This window comes from Bifidobacterium sp. MSTE12, assembly GCF_000513015.1.
Classification (GTDB): Bacteria; Actinomycetota; Actinomycetes; order Actinomycetales; family Bifidobacteriaceae; genus Bifidobacterium; species Bifidobacterium dentium.
In genome coordinates, this window is sequence record NZ_AZYA01000017.1 from 114,437 (window position 1) to 131,218 (window position 16,782).

Annotated in this window: 11 protein-coding genes; 8 read left to right on the forward strand and 3 right to left on the reverse strand. The window is 58.3% G+C overall.

Annotated elements, in window-relative coordinates; genetic code table 11:
- The first annotated feature begins 21 nt into the window (after nt 1-21).
- On the forward strand, nt 22-1,497 hold the full coding sequence (locus tag HMPREF1494_RS04970) for a sugar porter family MFS transporter (protein WP_012902564.1): 1,476 nt from the start codon (nt 22-24) through the stop codon (nt 1,495-1,497).
- A 173-nt stretch (nt 1,498-1,670) separates the two neighbouring features.
- Here HMPREF1494_RS04970 and HMPREF1494_RS04975 read toward each other — a convergent pair whose 3' ends face one another.
- Entirely contained in the window at nt 1,671-2,753 is a 1,083-nt protein-coding gene (locus HMPREF1494_RS04975) for an alpha/beta hydrolase (RefSeq protein ID WP_034520360.1), read from the reverse strand.
- Between the two features lie 380 nt (nt 2,754-3,133).
- Here HMPREF1494_RS04975 and HMPREF1494_RS04980 point away from each other — a divergent pair, with 380 nt between their 5' ends.
- Together HMPREF1494_RS04980 and HMPREF1494_RS04985 are read left to right on the forward strand one after the other, a co-directional pair.
- Complete coding sequence (locus HMPREF1494_RS04980) at nt 3,134-5,014, forward strand: ABC transporter ATP-binding protein (protein ID WP_003838349.1); 1,881 nt, start codon at nt 3,134-3,136, stop codon at nt 5,012-5,014.
- Nucleotides 5,015-5,029: 15 nt separating this feature from the next.
- Nucleotides 5,030-6,817, forward strand: coding sequence for an ABC transporter ATP-binding protein (locus HMPREF1494_RS04985; protein ID WP_003838350.1), 1,788 nt, complete (start codon nt 5,030-5,032; stop codon nt 6,815-6,817).
- A 364-nt stretch (nt 6,818-7,181) separates the two neighbouring features.
- On the opposite strand, the gene HMPREF1494_RS04990 is transcribed toward HMPREF1494_RS04985, so the two are convergent.
- Nucleotides 7,182-9,188: a glycoside hydrolase family 2 TIM barrel-domain containing protein gene (locus HMPREF1494_RS04990; protein ID WP_034520364.1), complete on the reverse strand. Its 2,007-nt coding sequence runs from the start codon at nt 9,186-9,188 to the stop codon at nt 7,182-7,184.
- A gap of 156 nt (nt 9,189-9,344) precedes the next feature.
- Complete coding sequence (locus HMPREF1494_RS04995) at nt 9,345-10,448, reverse strand: LacI family DNA-binding transcriptional regulator (RefSeq protein ID WP_231495331.1); 1,104 nt, start codon at nt 10,446-10,448, stop codon at nt 9,345-9,347.
- Between the two features lie 340 nt (nt 10,449-10,788).
- Here HMPREF1494_RS04995 and HMPREF1494_RS05005 point away from each other — a divergent pair, with 340 nt between their 5' ends.
- From HMPREF1494_RS05005 to HMPREF1494_RS05025, 5 genes are all read left to right on the forward strand, one after another.
- Nucleotides 10,789-12,405, forward strand: coding sequence for an extracellular solute-binding protein (locus HMPREF1494_RS05005; protein WP_231495332.1), 1,617 nt, complete (start codon nt 10,789-10,791; stop codon nt 12,403-12,405).
- A 77-nt stretch (nt 12,406-12,482) separates the two neighbouring features.
- Nucleotides 12,483-13,451, forward strand: coding sequence for an ABC transporter permease (locus tag HMPREF1494_RS05010; RefSeq protein WP_034520376.1), 969 nt, complete (start codon nt 12,483-12,485; stop codon nt 13,449-13,451).
- A 30-nt stretch (nt 13,452-13,481) separates the two neighbouring features.
- Entirely contained in the window at nt 13,482-14,444 is a 963-nt protein-coding gene (locus HMPREF1494_RS05015; RefSeq protein ID WP_034520379.1) for a carbohydrate ABC transporter permease, read from the forward strand.
- Between the two features lie 113 nt (nt 14,445-14,557).
- On the forward strand, nt 14,558-15,664 hold the full coding sequence (locus HMPREF1494_RS05020) for a glycoside hydrolase family 43 protein (protein WP_034520381.1): 1,107 nt from the start codon (nt 14,558-14,560) through the stop codon (nt 15,662-15,664).
- A gap of 37 nt (nt 15,665-15,701) precedes the next feature.
- Nucleotides 15,702-16,616, forward strand: a complete 915-nt coding sequence (locus tag HMPREF1494_RS05025; protein ID WP_034520385.1) for a family 43 glycosylhydrolase — start codon at nt 15,702-15,704, stop codon at nt 16,614-16,616.
- Nucleotides 16,617-16,782: the final 166 nt, after the last annotated feature.

Consider the following 16,782-nt stretch of genomic DNA (forward strand, 5'->3'; position numbering starts at 1 on the left):
AAGGAAGATGAAAGGTGAATCATGACGTCAATACAACGCTCCGCAACAATCGCCGGAACTCGAGAAGTTCACGAACCATTGGAAGCCAAGGAGGCCATCGAAACGGTTGAAGAGGCCGTGGGTCGCAACATCTCCACGCGATTCCCGCTCAACAGCGCGTTCATTTTCACATTCGGCGCACTGGGAGGCATGCTGTTCGGATTCGACACGGGCATCATTTCCGGCGCTTCGCCGCTGATCGAATCCGACTTCGGCCTGTCGGTCTCGCAGACCGGCTTCATCACCTCATCGGTGCTCATCGGCTCCTGCGTAGGAGCCCTGTCGATCGGCACGCTCTCCGATCGTTTCGGACGTAAGAAGCTGCTGATCCTCTCCGCCATCCTGTTCCTCATCGGTTCCGGCATGTGCGCCACCGCCACCGGATTCCTCATGATGGTTGCCGCACGCATCATCCTCGGCCTCGCCGTCGGCGCAGCCTCCGCGCTCACCCCTGCCTATCTGGCCGAACTTGCGCCGAAAGAGCGCCGTGGATCGCTCTCCACGCTCTTCCAGCTCATGATCACCTTCGGCATTCTTCTGGCCTATGCCTCCAATCTGGGCTTCCTTGGCCATAACATCGCAGGCGTCCGCGACTGGCGGTGGATGCTCGGCTCCGCACTCATCCCGGCCGCATTGCTGCTCATCGGCGGCATCCTGCTGCCGGAATCCCCGCGCTACCTTGTGAGCAAGGGCGATGAACGCAACGCCTTCAAGGTGCTCACGCTGATCCGTAAGGATGTTGACCAGACCCAAGTGCAGCTCGAACTCGACGAAATCAAAGAAGTCGCAGCGCAAGACACCAAAGGCGGTGTGCGTGAACTGTTCCGCATCGCACGTCCGGCGCTCATCGCCGCGGTCGGTATCATGCTCTTCCAGCAGCTTGTCGGCATCAACTCCGTGATCTACTTCCTGCCGCAGGTGTTCATCAAGGGCTTTGGATTCCCCGAGAATCACGCCATCTGGGTGTCGGTCGGCATCGGTGTGGTGAACTTCGCCGCCACCATCGTGGCCACGCTCATCATGGACAGGTTCCCGCGTAAGAAGCTGCTGGTCTTCGGCTCCGTGGTCATGACCGTCTCGCTTGCGGCGCTTGCCATCCTCAACTTCACCGGCGATGTATCCACTCTGGCCGTGCCGACCATGGTTCTGATTGCCGTCTATATCCTCGGCTTCGCGCTCTCCTGGGGTCCGATCGCCTGGGTGCTCATCGGTGAGATCTTCCCGCTCAGCGTGCGCGGCATCGGCAGCTCCTTCGGATCCGCCGCCAACTGGCTTGGCAATTTCGTGGTCTCCCAGTTCTTCCTCATGCTCCTTGCGGCCTTCGGCAACAATGTGGGCGGTCCGTTCGCGATCTTCGGCGTGTTCTCCGCATTGTCCATCCCGTTCGTGCTGCATTTCGTTCCCGAAACCAAGGGCAAGTCCCTCGAACGGATTGAAGAGGAGATGGTCCGCCGCTAAAAGACCGCCCATCATCCCCGGAGCCATTGCATACCGGGCAGATGTTCACGGGAAAGCCCGTGTGCGATCGTTGAGATTCAGCCGATCGTACACGGGCTTCATGATTGTTCAACCGACAGGAGCCATGCGCAAGTCGAGTGGTTCCCGTGATGAGGCGAATCCGCCGAAGCGCACTAGCAGCGGGAGTAGGAGAAGGCACGTAGCCGTTCGAAACACTCCACGCTTTCCCTGAGCCACGGCATGCCGATGACGAACACGTGGCCCAAGGTCTCATGGCGGCACGGCTTCGGATCGAACAGTTCGAAATCGGCTCCCTTGCGCGAGAGTGCCGCCGCCAATGCCAGATTGTCCGCTTCGAGAAAATCGTCGCCGCAGGTCACGATGAACAGTGGAGGCAGGTCCACATTGAACGCCAGACCCTCCGCAGTGAGGAACTTCGGATCGGCCGCCTCGAGCCCTTCGAAGAACTCAACGCCCAGCATCCGTTCCAGTCCGATGCGGCGATTTGGATCATAGCCTATGGTCAGTTTCGAGCCCATCGTTTCCAGCGAAGCCGAACTGTACGCACCGCACACCGGTGCGGCACCTGCGAATGTGATGCCGGAAGGTTCGTCAATGCCGAATGCGGCCGCCGCTTCGGCATTGTTCTCGATGGCGAGCGTGAGCAGCGTCAGTGCGCCGCCAGCCGAATCGCCCGTCAGGAACACGCCATTCGGATTGATCGGATAGTCGTCCAAATGAGCCCTGATCCAACGTAAGCCCGCTTCGATATCGGCAAGCTGTCCCTTGAGATCGGTCTGTGGCGCGGGCCGGTAATTCAATGAAAACACGGCGAAGCCCATGTCGGCCAGATGCACGTTGAAATTGCGGTTGAGCTCCTTGTACCCGTAGGTGAAGCCGCCGCCATGAATGTCGATGTACGCCGGCAGCGATTTGCCTCCGCGCAACACCGTGTCATGCGGTAGATACAGGTCGAGCAGATGCCCCCGGCACTGCCCGGTCTCCTTGTCGTAGCCGCCATCCGGCAGATACGGGATATCGGCGATCACATCAATGCTTTCCGGAGTGTGCCACAGTTCGGAGCGTGGAGTATCCACCGCAATCGCACTGAAACGCATGTCGAGAATGCCTCTGATGCGTTCCTCTGACAGATCTCCGAGATCGCCGTCGACTTCCGTCCAGCCTTCCGCATCCTTGAGCATGTCATCGGTCAAACCATATTTTTCCGCATATGCTGCACGTAGGTTCGTCGTCATTGCCGTCCTTTCGTTGACGTGGTGTCGGCGCCGTCATGGTTGCCATCGGCGCATCGCATCGGTTCGACGCCCATTATCGCGCAAGTCTCGGAGAAGCGCTTCGATGTGCGGTCTCTGACGTATTTCGCACATCGAAAATGTAACGGTAAAGGTATTGGAATCACTATGATTGCGACACGCCCAAATAAGAGGTGTTGCATTGAAAAACGGTTCGCATAGAATAAACTGCGTTTGCGAATCCGAACAGGGGTTTCGGCCGGCGGAGAGAGCCGGTGACGGGACGCTCGAAACACGACGGACGTGAATCGTTGCGGCAACGAATGGCCGCATAACCCAAACACAACCCAAGTACCAGCAAACAATCCGAAGGAACGCTACGTATGTACGTCGATCCGAATCGCAACCGACAGGCAGGCAACCTCACATGGATCCTGCCATACTGCAAACCCGACCTTCCGCGTGTGGCCGGCGCGGTGGTGCTGTTCTGCATCAACAACGTCATAGCCCTGATCATCCCGCTGCTGTCCGGCCTCATCGTAGACCGCGTCATCACACAAGGCCATGTGGACGAACTGACCCGACTATGCGTGATGATGATCGTCTTCACCGTCGTGCGAGTCGCCTCGCGCTACGGCTACCAGATGTGGATGGAACGTTTCGGACAGAACTCCGTATTCCGCCTGGTCAGCGACGAGTACGAGAAACTGCATGAGCTTGACTTCACGTATTTCAACCACACACGCACCGGCGACATCATGAGTCGCATGACCTCCGACACCGACGCGATCCGCCACGCCTTGAGCTGGGTGAGCTATCAGGTGCTTGACTGTGTGGTCATGTTCGTCGGCGCGCTCGCCATGATGTTCACCATCGATTGGCGGTTGGCGTTGGCGCTCGCCTGTGTCACGCCGTTCATCTTCATCCTCACGCGCGGCCTATCGTCGCACGCGCATCCGCTGTTCTTCGCCATCCGCAACTCGCTGGCCGAAATGAATTCGATGGTCGAAGAGAACATCGAGGGCAACCGAGTGGTCAAAGCGTTCGTACGCGAGCCGTATGAAACCGAAAAATTCGATAGGCACAACGATGACTACATGCGTCGCAACATGGACCTCGCCTATAACAGCCGCCGATACATGCCATGGCTCGATGGCCTGGGATTCTCGCTGCAGCTCATCACGCTCGGACTTGGCGGCTTCCTGGTCATCAAGGGTTACATGACCCTCGGCAACCTCGTCGCATTCAATTCGTATCTGTGGATGATCGACGGTCCGGTGCGCCAGTCCGGCTGGCTGATCAACGACTGGCAGCGTTTCAACGCCTCCTGCATCAAGATCCGCAAACTGCTCACCGCACAATCACGCATTCAGGAAAAGCCGGACGCCAAGGAAACCGTCAAACAGGCGGTGGCAATCGTCAATCAGGTCGGCAACGAGCCGGAAACCGGCATCGCGCAATCGGCGGCTCCGGACGATCCGGAACGTATCGGCGGTGACATCGAATTCCAGCACGTCAGCTTCGCTTTCCCCGACGATCCGGCTACGCCGATTCTCAAAGACATCGACTTCCATATTCCGGCCGGTGCGAAACTCGGCATTCTCGGCGAGACGGGCGCCGGCAAGTCCACGCTCGTCAATCTGATCTCCCGCTTCTACGATCCGACCGCAGGCCGCGTGCTCATCGACGGCATCGACGCACGCGACTGGCCGCTCGCCACCCTGCGCTCGCAGGTGTGCATCGTCGCGCAGGACACATTCCTGTTCTCCGACACCATCGGCGGCAACATCGGCTTCGGCGCTGGCGGACAACGCGAATATGACGAACGCTACATTCGCCGCATGGCCACCATCGCAGGCGCCGACAATTTCATCCGCAGTATGCCGGAAGGCTACGATACCGTCGTCGGCGAGCGTGGCGTCGGCTTGTCAGGTGGTCAGAAGCAACGGCTGAGCCTTGCGCGTGCGTTGGCTGACAATCCGTCGATCCTGATCATGGATGACACCACCAGCGCCGTTGACATGGAGACGGAAGCTGAGATTCAGCAGCATCTGCGTGAGATGGACGAGCGCAAGACCATCGTCACCATCGCGCATCGTATTTCGTCAATCAAGGATTCCGACCTGATTCTGGTGCTTGAGCATGGTCGCGTAGTGGAATGCGGCACGCACGAGGATCTGGTCGCCGCCCACGGGCGCTACTGGGAGATCTATCACAAACAGCTTGGCCTGCAAGCCGGTCGTTCGCAAGGCTTCGGAGAGTAAGGGAGGAGGAGCATCATGGCAAAACGCAACACATTTCGTGAAGACGAGGAGCTTGAGGAGCAGATCAATCTGCATGACATCCTTCGTATCGGCGTCTATCTGAAACCATATATGGCACGTGTGGCCCGCATCCTCGCCGTAGTCGTGATGATGAGCTGCATCGCCGTCGTCGTGCCGTATCTGACGAAAATCATGATCGACAGTGCGATTCCGGCCAAGAATCTCACGCTACTCGGTGGCCTGGCGGCACTGCTGGCGGTGCTGATCGTCATCTACGAACTGGGTCTGCGCTACCGGACCGTGGAAATCACGCGGGTCGGCCAGCTCATGCTCAAAGACATGCGCCGCGACATTTTCACGCATATCCAGACCCTGCCGTTCAGCTATTTCGATTCGCGGCCTCACGGCAAGATTCTGATCCGCGTGGTCAACTATGTGAACACGCTTTCGGATACGTTGAGCTCCGGTCTGATCAATGTGATCTCCGATGTGTTCACGTTCCTGATCACGTTGGTGGTCATGTTCGTGGTCGACTGGCGTCTTGCGCTGTTCAGCCTTGTGCTGTTCCCGTTCCTGATCGCATGGGTGCTGGTATTGCAGCATTTTCAGCGTCGTGCCTATCAGGTGCTGTCCAACAAGCAGAGCAATCTCAACGCATATATCCACGAGTCGATCGCCGGTGTGAAGACCACGCAGACCTTTGCGCAGGAAGCGGCGCAGTTCAAGACCTTCCAGGAGCAGCAGAACGATGTGCGTGCCTCGTGGATGAAGGCCGTGCACATCCAGTTCCTCATGTGGCCGGGCATCCAGACGATTTCCGTCATGACCATCGCGTTCATCTACTATGTGGGCGTTACCGGCTTCGGTGCGGTGAACGTCACCACGGGTGTGCTCATTGCGTTCGTCGGCTATGCGAACAACTTCTGGAACCCGGTGATCAGCATCGGCAACTTCTACAACCAGCTGATCACTTGTTCCGCCTATCTTGAGCGCATCTTCGAAACGCTCGACGTCCAGCCGGAGATTCGTAATGCGCCGGATGCCAAGGATCTGCCGCAGATCGAAGGTCGCGTCGACTTCAACGACGTGGTCTTCCGCTATGAACCGGACGGCCGTAACATCCTCAACCTGGTCGATCTGCATGTCGAGCCGGGGCGTACGATCGCGCTGGTCGGCCCGACCGGTGCCGGCAAAACCACGATCATCAACCTGCTGTCACGCTTCTATGATGTTGCGGAAGGTTCGGTTACGATTGACGGCTATGACGTGCGTGATGTGACGTTGGAGTCGCTGCGCCGCCAGATGGGTGTGATGTTGCAGGATACGTTCATCTTCTCCGGCAATGTGCGCGATAACATCCGCTATGGCAAGCTCGATGCGACCGATGCCGAGATCGAGGCGGCCGCCCGTGCGGTGCATGCGCACGAGTTCATCATGGATCTGCCCGATGGATATGACACGGTGGTGGAGGAGCGTGGTTCGACGTTGTCGGCGGGCCAGCGTCAGCTTATCGCGTTCGCGCGCGTACTACTCGCCGATCCGCGGATCCTGATCCTTGACGAGGCCACTTCGAATATCGATACGCGCACCGAGGAGGCGTTGCAGGCCGGTCTCAACCACCTGCTCAAGGGGCGTACGAGCTTCATCATCGCGCATCGCCTGTCTACCATCGAGAATGCGGACGAGATCTGCTATATCGACCACGGTCAGATTGTCGAGCACGGCAACCATGAGGAGCTGCTGGCTCGGAAGGGCGCGTATTACCGCCTCTATGAGTCGCAATACGCCATGATCAAGGTCTGAGCGGGGTAAATCCGCCAGCGATTGGAGGAATTCGGACGTCAGATGGCATCTTGGCGTCCTATTTCTTCCAGTCGCTGGATGTTTTGGGATGCTGATATCCCCCTGAGCGGGGTGATTCATCCAGCTACTGGGTGAATTTGTACGTTGCCGACGCATGCAGCGTCCCGTTTCTTCCAATGACTGGGTGAATTGGGACGCTGAAAGGCCTCCTAGCGGGGCAATCCTTCCAGTCACTGGAGGAATCACCCCATCGGCACCCCTCTGAGCGGGGTAAATTTGCCAGCCACTGGCGGAATCACCCCGCTGAAGGCCTCTCTGGCGGGGTGATTCCGCCAGCTACTGGGTGAATTCGACCGCTCAGCTCTCAGCCTTTATACCCATAGTCCGGAATGCCGGCCCAGCGCTCGCGTAGCCAATGCGCGGCCATCTTGGGCTGGCGGTCGCGCGTCAGAATGCCCTTGCGATTGCCTTCCACGCGAATGATGCCCTGGAACGTCGCGAAATCGGCGAAATTCCACAGCTGCTCCCCAATGAACCATGGCCGTTTATCGATTTCGGCGTTGATGCGCGCATAATAATCGCGTTGGAATTCCTCGCTGAACATTTCGCCATGCGTGCCATGAACGCCCTCGATGGTGTCGGCGCCATACTCGGTGAACATGACCGGTTTGCCAATGTTCTCCCAGAAGTCCAGTTCGATATTGAGCGCATGGCAGGCCGCATCAAGATCGCCGCTCAGGTTGTACCAGCCGTAGTAGCGGTTGATGCACACCACATCCATGGTTCGTTCGGTGATGTCGGTCGTGTAGTCGTTTTGGCAGCATACCAGTGTGACCGGCCTGTTCTGCGGGTCGCTGGCGTGCGCCAGCTCATACAGCGGACGAAAGTAGTCATACGCCTGCTGCGGACGTTCCCCGTCGCCATCCAATCCCGGTTCATTGGCGATCGACCACATCACTATGCACGGGTGGTTCTTGTCGCGTGCAATCATGTCTCGAATCGCCTCGCGATGCCGCTCCGCGACCAGCGGATTCGCGTACTGCAGCCAACTCATGCCCACTGCCGGCACCTCGTCGATGATTACGATGCCTTCGCGGTCGCACAGATCGTACATGCTTTCCGCATACGGATAGTGACTGGTTCGGAACGAGTTTGCGTGCAGCCAGTGAATCAGGGATACATCCTTGACGTTGAGTACGTCATCGGTGCCACGGCCGTGGAAGTAGCTGTCCTCATGCTTGCCGAATCCCTTGAAATAGAACGGTTTGCCGTTGATGAGGAATGTTGTGCCGCTCACTTCGACCGTGCGTATGCCGAATGTCTGCCGATATGTGTCGATGATGCGCGATGATGATTCCGCTCCGTCCTCCGGCAGCAGTTCCGCTACCGCGGTGTACAGATATGCCTCGCCAGGATTCCACAGTTTCGCATCGCGGATGGCGATTTCGCCGCTCGCCTTCGCCGTCCCGTCGCCGCTTCGCTCGATGTCGGCCGTAACGCCTGCCACGACGGTTCCTTCGCCGTCAAGGATGGAGATGCGTACCTGACGACCGTAGGTCGCTGCGCGCTGGATGTCCGATTCGGCCGATTCGGGCGGATCCGCATGATTGATTGCCGGATCGGACGGCTGGATCAGGGTGTTGGGGTCGGTCGGGTTGGAAGGAAAGTCTCCTCCGAACGTCACGTCATACGCGATCAGGGCGTTCGCCGCGGTGCATGCGTCTCCTGTGATGTGGTCAAGCCGTTCGGTCGTAATTGCGATATCCGCGATATACGCGTCGGCCGGCGTCGTATACAGTTCGACGTGGCGATTCAATCCGGCGAAATTGAAGAAATCGAAATTCGGCAGATTCTGCCGTCTCGCATGCTTTTTCGCCTCGGCCACCGCCGGAACGTTGGCATTGTCGGAGCCCATGAAGGCGGTTCCCGCATCATTGCCGACAGGTAATGTCGAGGACCCAATGCGGTTGTCGACGGCGACGGTCAGCAGATTCTCCCCGGCATGCAGTGCGGAGGTCACGTCGAATTCGAACGGCAGGAATCCGCCGAAATGCGAGCCAAGCAACTGACCGTTCAGGTACACGTCGGCCGCGTGTGTGGCCGCGTCGAACCGCAGCATCATGCGTTGTCCGGCGACCAGGCGCGAGGGTACGGCGAAGCTGCGCTGATAGACCACCCAACCGTAGTGCGCGCGCAGGTTCAGCTCGTCGTTCTGGTCATTGTAGGAGCCAGGTACGGCCATCGGCAACGGCTCGGGCAGGGGAGCGTCCGCCCATTCGGCGGGGTATGAGTCCTCCCCGGCCGTGCGGAAGTCCCATACGCCATCAAGTGGGAACACGATTCGGGAATCATTGGATTGTGGATACAGCACCGTATGCCTTCTTTCGTACTGTTTTTTGCGACTCGGAACGGATTGGTCGTCTGGGCGGCGCGTGCGCGATGAATGTCACATGCGCGGCAAGCGCCATCATGATGATGCGACGGTAACGTCCATATGTCAGGGCTATGCGTCTCACGCCGAGCCTTCCTACGATTCATCGGCCGTCATGGTTGCTTCTGTACGAGTCTTGGTGGTGAAGCCGGTGGTGGCCGTGCGTCCCATGGTGGATTCGCGTTTGAGCAGTTGGAAGCCTACGATAACGCGTTTCGGTATGGAATTGTTTCGTTCGGTGGCGTCTTGTTCGATCTGTTGCTGCATCATCGTCGCCGCGGTTTGCGCCATGCCGTCGAAATCCACGGCGATGGTGGACAGCGTCGGCGTGGTGTACGACCCGCAGCCCACGCCATCGAAACCGATCACCGCTACATCATCGGGCACGTTCACGCCGCATTCCGCGAGGCCGCGCATCACGCCGAGTGCCAGTTCGTCGTTCATGCAGCATAGTGCGTCGTATTGCATGCCGCTTGCGGCCAGTTTGTGTGCCACTTCGATGCCGGCCTCCACGCTCCAGTCGGATTGGATGTAGGCGTTGGCGGTGTTGAGTCCGTAAGCGCCGAGCGCCTGATAGGCGTAGGCGTAGCGGGTCTGCCTCAGAGTGACGGACAGCGAGTGTTCCGCTTCGGCGCTTTTCCCCAAGGTGCCGACGATGCCGATGGTTTTGCGTTCGCGTTCGGCCAGATGTTTGATCGCCGCATACATGCCTGTCTGGCTAGGCGTCTCGATGGAGTCATAGCACGCTTCCGGATCGGTGCTCATGTCGTCGAACATGAGCACCGACAGATCGCCGGCGGCGGATCGTATGTCTTTGCCGCTGTTATGCGTGGAGCAGATGAACAGGCCGTCGCAGGTGGATGGGTCGATCTGCCTGATCTGGTCGAGTTCCCGTTGGCTGTCGTACATGGAGACCTGTACGACCAGGCGTTTTTTATCCGCCGTGAGCACGTTGGACATGGCGTTCGCCATCTTCGCGTAGTACTGATTTTCCAGATCCGGCACGATCATGGTGAAGATGTCCGATTTGCCGGATCGCAGTGCACGTGCGGATAGATTGATGCGGTAGTTGAGCGTGTTGGCTGCCTCGAGCACCCGTTGCGTGGTGTCGGGCTTGACGATGTCTTTGCCTCGGAGCGCAGCTGAGGCCGTAGACATGGAGACTCCGGCCTTCCGCGCCACATCCTTCAATGTGACCATAGGATACCCCTTCTTGTGTGTGCTGCGCTGCAACTGCTGTATTGCTGTCATTCACTATAATGAGGATCCGGAAGAAAATCGAATCGTTGCGATTATTTTTTGCAATTTTTAAGATTGATAAATCGTTAATTCATGCGATATCTAGGGATTTCGCCTGCGTGTCGCGGGATTTGACAGTCGAAATTTATCGTTTCATAATCGAATCGTTGCGATTCTTCGAGGATGAGAGTCGCGGCGCGATGCGACAGGTCTTCGCTGGCAGGAATGTTAGCGTTACCATCGATCGGCCGATATGAAGCAAATGGTGCTCTTCATCGGATATATCAGGGAAAGGACTGAAATGACACGTAAGGGAACGGCAACCAAGGTCGGTGCCTCACTGTGTGCGCTCGCTATGCTGGGCTCGCTTGCGGCCTGTGGGAATGCCAAGGCTACCACGGACGCCAATGGCAAGCCGATCGTCACTATTCTGGTGGTGAAGAACTCCAATCAGACCAAGATGAGCGATATGAAGTGGGCCAAGGACCTTGAGGCCGATTGCGATTGCTCCATCCAGTGGAAGGAGGTCTCCGACGACCAGTGGGGACAGCAGAAGAACGCCTCCCTCGCCGCGGGCGAAATCTCCGATCTGAATATCCGCGCCTTCAACCCGGACGATGCCTCCCGCAACGCCTCCGCCTTCGAACAGCTGGGCAACGACCTCGACAAGCTGCCAAATGTCAAGGCGTTCTTCAAGGAACAGCCGACCGCCAAGAAATTCGTGACCGTCGACGGCAAGGTCACCGTATTGCCGTCCAGCCGTACCAAGGGCTTCCTTGCCTCCGGCCAGCATTTCATGATCAATAAGACCTGGCTCGACAAGCTCGGCCTCGAAGTGCCGAAGACCTGGGACGACCTGCGCAAGGTCATGGAGGCCTTCAAGACCCAGGATCCGAACGGCAATGGCGAAGCCGACGAAATCGCCTTCAACCCACGTGAACAGTCCACCGGCAAGATCGGCGACTGGTGGAGTCCGTGGCTGATGATGAACGCCACCGGCATCGCCACCCATTTCAACTCCGGCCCATCCCAGCAGGGCATCTACGTGAAGAACGGTAAGGTCGGCAACTGGATGCAGACCGAGCAGTTCCGCCAGGTCATCGAGTTTTACAATGAGATGATTCAGAATGGCTGGGCTCCGTCCGACTTCGTCACCGTGAAGGATGACAAGTACAATGCGCGCAACCAGTCCGACGGCAAAACCGCCAAGGTCGGCATGGTGTTCGGCTGGGATGAATCCGCCTTCGGCGCGTACGATTCCGAACTGGCCAAGCAGTATATCTCCATCCCGATTCCGTCGGCCGATGGCGTCTCCGCCTCCGACACCGTATGGGACGGCTCCCGCGATGCCAACCGCTACGAGGACTATCACATGGCGATGTCCGCCAGTGCGGCCAACAAGGACGCCTGCCTGAAAGTCATCGACCTGCTGTATTCCGAGAAATACTCCATCCAGCAGCTGTATGGTTCCATCGATGACGGCTATCTCGAGCAGACCGGCGAACATTCCTACAAGGTCACCGATAAGTTCCACGAGGCGCAGGATTCCTCCAAGGTCCCGGCATTCGAAGACCGTCTTGCTGGCTGGGTTTCGGACAGCGTCACCGTCGAAGGCGATCGCGGCATGGATCACGTCGCCGCGGCCGATGCCCCGTATGAGGAACAGTACGCCAACTACGACCACGAGAAAGATCTCATGCCGATTTACGTCCGTGTGAGCGAAGCCGATCAGAACACCGTGGCCAACAACAACACCGCGCTGTTCAACTACGCGATTCCAGTCGTGTCCAAGTGGGTCGCCCAAGGCGGCGCCGAGGATGACTCCCAGTGGAACACCTTCCAGGAGAACCTCAAGAAGTACAACATCGAACAGAACACCGAGATCTGGCAGAAGGCGTACGACAAGTACGTCAAGTAAGTCAGACGATTCCGACGGTGGGGCGGAATCGTCCCGCCCCACCGGTTCGCACCACAGATGAAAAAGGAGCATAAACGGTGTCCAGAAAAGCAGTCTCCGTCGTCGATGAGAACGGCGTGGTCGACAACAACGCGGTACGCAGGTCATGGCCGTTCTTCAAGCGGCTGGGCTGGCATTTCAAGCACTATTGGCAGAATTGGCTGATGATTCTGCCGGCGATGATTTTCGTGGGCCTGTTCGCGTATGTGCCGATGTATGGCATCCAGCTGGCCTTCCGTGATTTCGTGCCGTCCAAGGGCCTGACTGGTGGTGCGTTCGTCGGATTCAAATATTTCGTCCAATTCTTCACCTCGCCGATGTTCGCATCGACGATGATCAACACCTTCAAGATCAGCCTTGGAACGCTGGTGCTGGGCTTCCTCGCCCCAATCGTCCTGGCCCTGCTGATCAACCAGATCGATTCGCAGAAGATCAAGGGTTTCGTGCAGACCATCACTTACATGCCGCACTTCATCTCCACCGTGGTGATCGTGGCCATGCTCAATATCTTCCTGACGCCGCAAACCGGTCTGATCGGCCGGTTCCTCGGCTCGCAGAGCGTGCTTGACAACGCTGACGCGATCGCCCCGATCTACTGGATTTCCGAAGTCTGGCAGCACGTCGGCTGGAATGCCATCATCTACCTGGCGGCCCTTTCGTCCGTGGACCTGAGCCTGTACGAGGCCGCCAAGATGGACGGTGCCGGCCGCCTGCAGCTCATCCGCTACGTCGATCTGCCGACCATCATGCCGACCTGCGTGATCCTGCTCATCATGAACATGGGCTCCGTGCTCAACGTCGGTTTCGAAAAAGTCTGGCTGATGCAGAACGCCATGAACATGCCGGGTTCCGAAGTCATCTCCACCTACACCTACAAAATCGGCATCCAATCGTTCCAGTTCAGCTACGGTACCGCCATCGGCCTGTTCAATACCGTCATCAACTTCGCCTTCCTGATCATCGCCAATTGGATTTCGAAGCGCGTATCCGATACGAGCATCTTCTGATCTCGCGGGAATCGCAAGGAGGAATACAACATGACTAACACAAGCGTTTCCCCATCCGTCGCGCCGAAGACCAGCGTGGACGAGATTCCGTGGAACAAGCATATGAGCCAACAGCGCAGCATCTCCGACTGGATCGTCGACATCATCATTTGGGTGCTCATCGTGGCGATCGTGGCCGTGGTCATCTATCCGATCTGGTTCATCGTCGTGGCCTCGTTCTCCGACCAGACCCAGGTTTCCGCGGGCAACGTCACCGTGTGGCCCAAAGGCTTCACCGTGGCCGGCTATATCCGCGTGTTCCAGGATTCCCGCATCTGGACCGGCTACACCAACACCATTCTGTACACCGTGTTCGGCACCGCGTTGAACCTGATCGTCACGCTTCCGGCCGCCTTCGGTTTGTCGCGCGTTGAATTCAAACCCCGCCGCGTAATCCTGTTCCTGTTCACGTTCACCATGTACTTCGCAGGCGGCCTGGTGCCGAACTACCTGCTGTTCAAGGCCCTCGGCCTGCTCGACAATCCGCTTGTGTTCATTCTGCCGGGCGCGGTGAGCGTATGGAATCTGATCATCGCACGCTCGTTCTTCGAAACCTCCATCCCTGAGGACCTGCATGATGCCGCGCAGATCGACGGTCTGAGCCTGTTCGGTTATTTCATGAAGATCGTGCTGCCGCTCAGTTCCGCCATCATCGCGGTAATCGGCCTGTACTACTTCGTGGGGCACTGGAACGACTACTTCACCGGCCTCATCTACATTCGCGAAAGCGGACTGCAGCCACTGCAGAACGTGCTGCGTGACATCCTGCTCGCCAACCAGACCAACCAGCTCGGCTCAGGCTCCGGTGGCCAGAACGTGATGCAACAGCAGCAGCTCGCCGATCAGATCAAGTACGGCGTGATCATCGTCTCCACCTTGCCTCTGCTGGTCATCTATCCGTTCCTGCAGAAGTACTTCAACAAGGGCGTCATGATCGGAGCGGTCAAGGGCTGAGCCATAGGCACGCCTGACGGAAACGGCCCGCGTGCTTCTCTGCCCTGCCACACGGGCCGTTTCATACAAGCGGTTGGCCTGTCAGCCGCCTCATCCATCACGTTCGGAGAACCATGTACGACGATTATCCGCTGAGCATGCATGACTTCAGCCTTCATGACCCGTTTATGCTCGCCGATAGGCGCACGGGCCTGTACTACCTCTACAACGCCAACTATTTCCAATACCGTTCCGCCGAACACGGTTTCGGCAAGTCCGTGGTGTTGTATACCAGCCCGGATTTGAAGCATTTCAGCGAACCTGTCTCGGTGTTCGACGTGATCGACCGGCCGGTAGGGGCCTGGTATGACGATTGTGATTCGCCATGGGCCCCGGAAGTGCACGAATGGCAGGGTCGATACTGGATGTTCGTGACCCTGCACGCCCGTCGCGACAAGCCGGTCCGCCCGGAGGCCGGCCCTGACTGGTACCGCCGCGACCGTACCGTCGGCGAGAAGCGGGGCGTGTTCGTGCTGGTCGCCGACACTCCCGCCGGCCCGTTCGTGCCCGTTCATCCACAATCGCCGACCACCCCGACCGGGACCATGGCGTTGGATGGCACGCTGGCCGTTGACTCCGACGGTTCACCGTGGATGATCTACGCGCACGAATGGGTGCAGTTGTTCGACGGCACGATGGAAGCCATTCGATTGGATGCGTCCGACCTGTCCGTAGGCCGATCGGAGCCGTCGCACCTGTGGGCCGCCAGCGAAGGCGTCTGGCATGAGTCCGATGGCGATGCTCCGCAAGGCGGGTGGCATGGCGATTTCGATTCCGATCGTGCCTTACGGCTGATCGCCGAAGGCTCCGGCGGATACGTGACGGACGGCCCGTACGCCATCCGTACGCCGTCCGGCGCGCTTGTCTGCCTATGGACCTCGTATAGCAAAGGTCAATACATTCTGGCTCAGGCCATCAGCGAATCCGGAAGGGTGCTCGGTCCATGGAAGCAGCTCGCCCCGCTGGATTACCGCGATGCCGGTCATGCCATGGTGTTCCGCGCTTTTGACGGACAGTCGATGCTGCTCATGCACACCAATATGACGAGAAAGGATTCAAACGGCCGCGAACTCGTCTCGCACGGCATCATCTACAACGTCGAAGCGACTGACGGGGGAATGATGCTCGGTCCGCACCGCAGGGACATCGACGGCATCGACAACCCCGACAACGATATCTGATTCCCATTTCCGCCACACCAAGAAAGAACAATCCATCATGGCAACAATGCAAGGCGTCCAGCTGTTCACGGATACCGACGGCAACGTCGCGCAACTGCATGGCATCGGCGTGCAACGGTTCGGCGACCGCTGGTATGCGTATGGCGAAATCAAGAACGACGGCAATCTTTTTCAGGGCGTCGCCTGTTATTCCACCACGAATTTCGTGGAGTGGAGGAATGAGGGCACGGTGCTGGAAGTCGGCGAGGAGGGGACGATCACCGGACCGGGGCGCATCATCGAACGGCCGAAGGTCATGCGCTGCCCCGAAACCGGCACATATGTGATGTACCTGCACGTCGACGGAGAAAACGACTACACGTATGCGCATATCGGCACTGCGGTCGCCGACTTGCCGACCGGCCCGTTCGCATTCCTGAGCGCACTGCAGTTCCGTGGCTACGAATCACGTGACATCGGCGTCTTCCAGGACGAGGACGGTACCGGTTACATCATCAGCGAGGACCGTCCGCACGGCACTCATATCTACCGTCTTTCCGACGATTACCTGGCAATCGTCGAAGACGTGATCTGCCTGCGTGGCACCGATTACTGGGCCGGTTACGAAAGTCCGATCCTCATCAAAAAAGATGGAGTCTACTACTGGTTCGGCTCGCAACTGACCGGCTGGGACTGCAACGACAACATGGTCGCCACAGCCACCAACCTGCACGGCCCCTGGAGCGATTTCAGGCCATTCACGCCGGAGGGATCGCATACCTATCAGTCCCAGTGCGACGTCATCGTGCCGCTCGACGGCGATGATCAGTGGCACGCAAGCCGTTTTCTGTATGTCGGCGACCGCTGGAATCCGGACGATTTGGGCAATTCCGAGTTGGTCACCCTGCCAATTGCCATCCATGAGCGCCACGCCGCGCTCACATGGCATGATTCATGGGACAACGGCCTCTAGTCGCCGCCGTTCCCGAGGCGGATTCATGCCGGCAACGCTCCCATCTTCTCCTGGTGCCGGAATGAATTCTCCATCTTTACGCACGTCGTGCAGTTGGGATGGTATATGGTTATAACGATAGAAATATTGGGATTTCAACGAAACTGCGATACAACGAGGTAGTGCC

Bases quoted from the DNA above. Each gene is read 5' to 3' on its own strand.
- HMPREF1494_RS05015 (WP_034520379.1), top strand. From the start codon at position 13,482: ATGACTAACACAAGCGTTTCCCCATCCGTCGCGCCGAAGACCAGCGTG.
- HMPREF1494_RS05025 (WP_034520385.1), top strand. From the start codon at position 15,702: ATGGCAACAATGCAAGGCGTCCAGCTGTTCACGGATACCGACGGCAAC.
- HMPREF1494_RS04995 (WP_231495331.1), bottom strand. From the start codon at position 10,448: ATGGTCACATTGAAGGATGTGGCGCGGAAGGCCGGAGTCTCCATGTCT.
- HMPREF1494_RS04975 (WP_034520360.1), bottom strand. From the start codon at position 2,753: ATGACGACGAACCTACGTGCAGCATATGCGGAAAAATATGGTTTGACC.
- HMPREF1494_RS04985 (WP_003838350.1), top strand. From the start codon at position 5,030: ATGGCAAAACGCAACACATTTCGTGAAGACGAGGAGCTTGAGGAGCAG.
- HMPREF1494_RS04980 (WP_003838349.1), top strand. From the start codon at position 3,134: ATGTACGTCGATCCGAATCGCAACCGACAGGCAGGCAACCTCACATGG.
- HMPREF1494_RS05005 (WP_231495332.1), top strand. From the start codon at position 10,789: ATGACACGTAAGGGAACGGCAACCAAGGTCGGTGCCTCACTGTGTGCG.
- HMPREF1494_RS04970 (WP_012902564.1), top strand. From the start codon at position 22: ATGACGTCAATACAACGCTCCGCAACAATCGCCGGAACTCGAGAAGTT.
- HMPREF1494_RS05020 (WP_034520381.1), top strand. From the start codon at position 14,558: ATGTACGACGATTATCCGCTGAGCATGCATGACTTCAGCCTTCATGAC.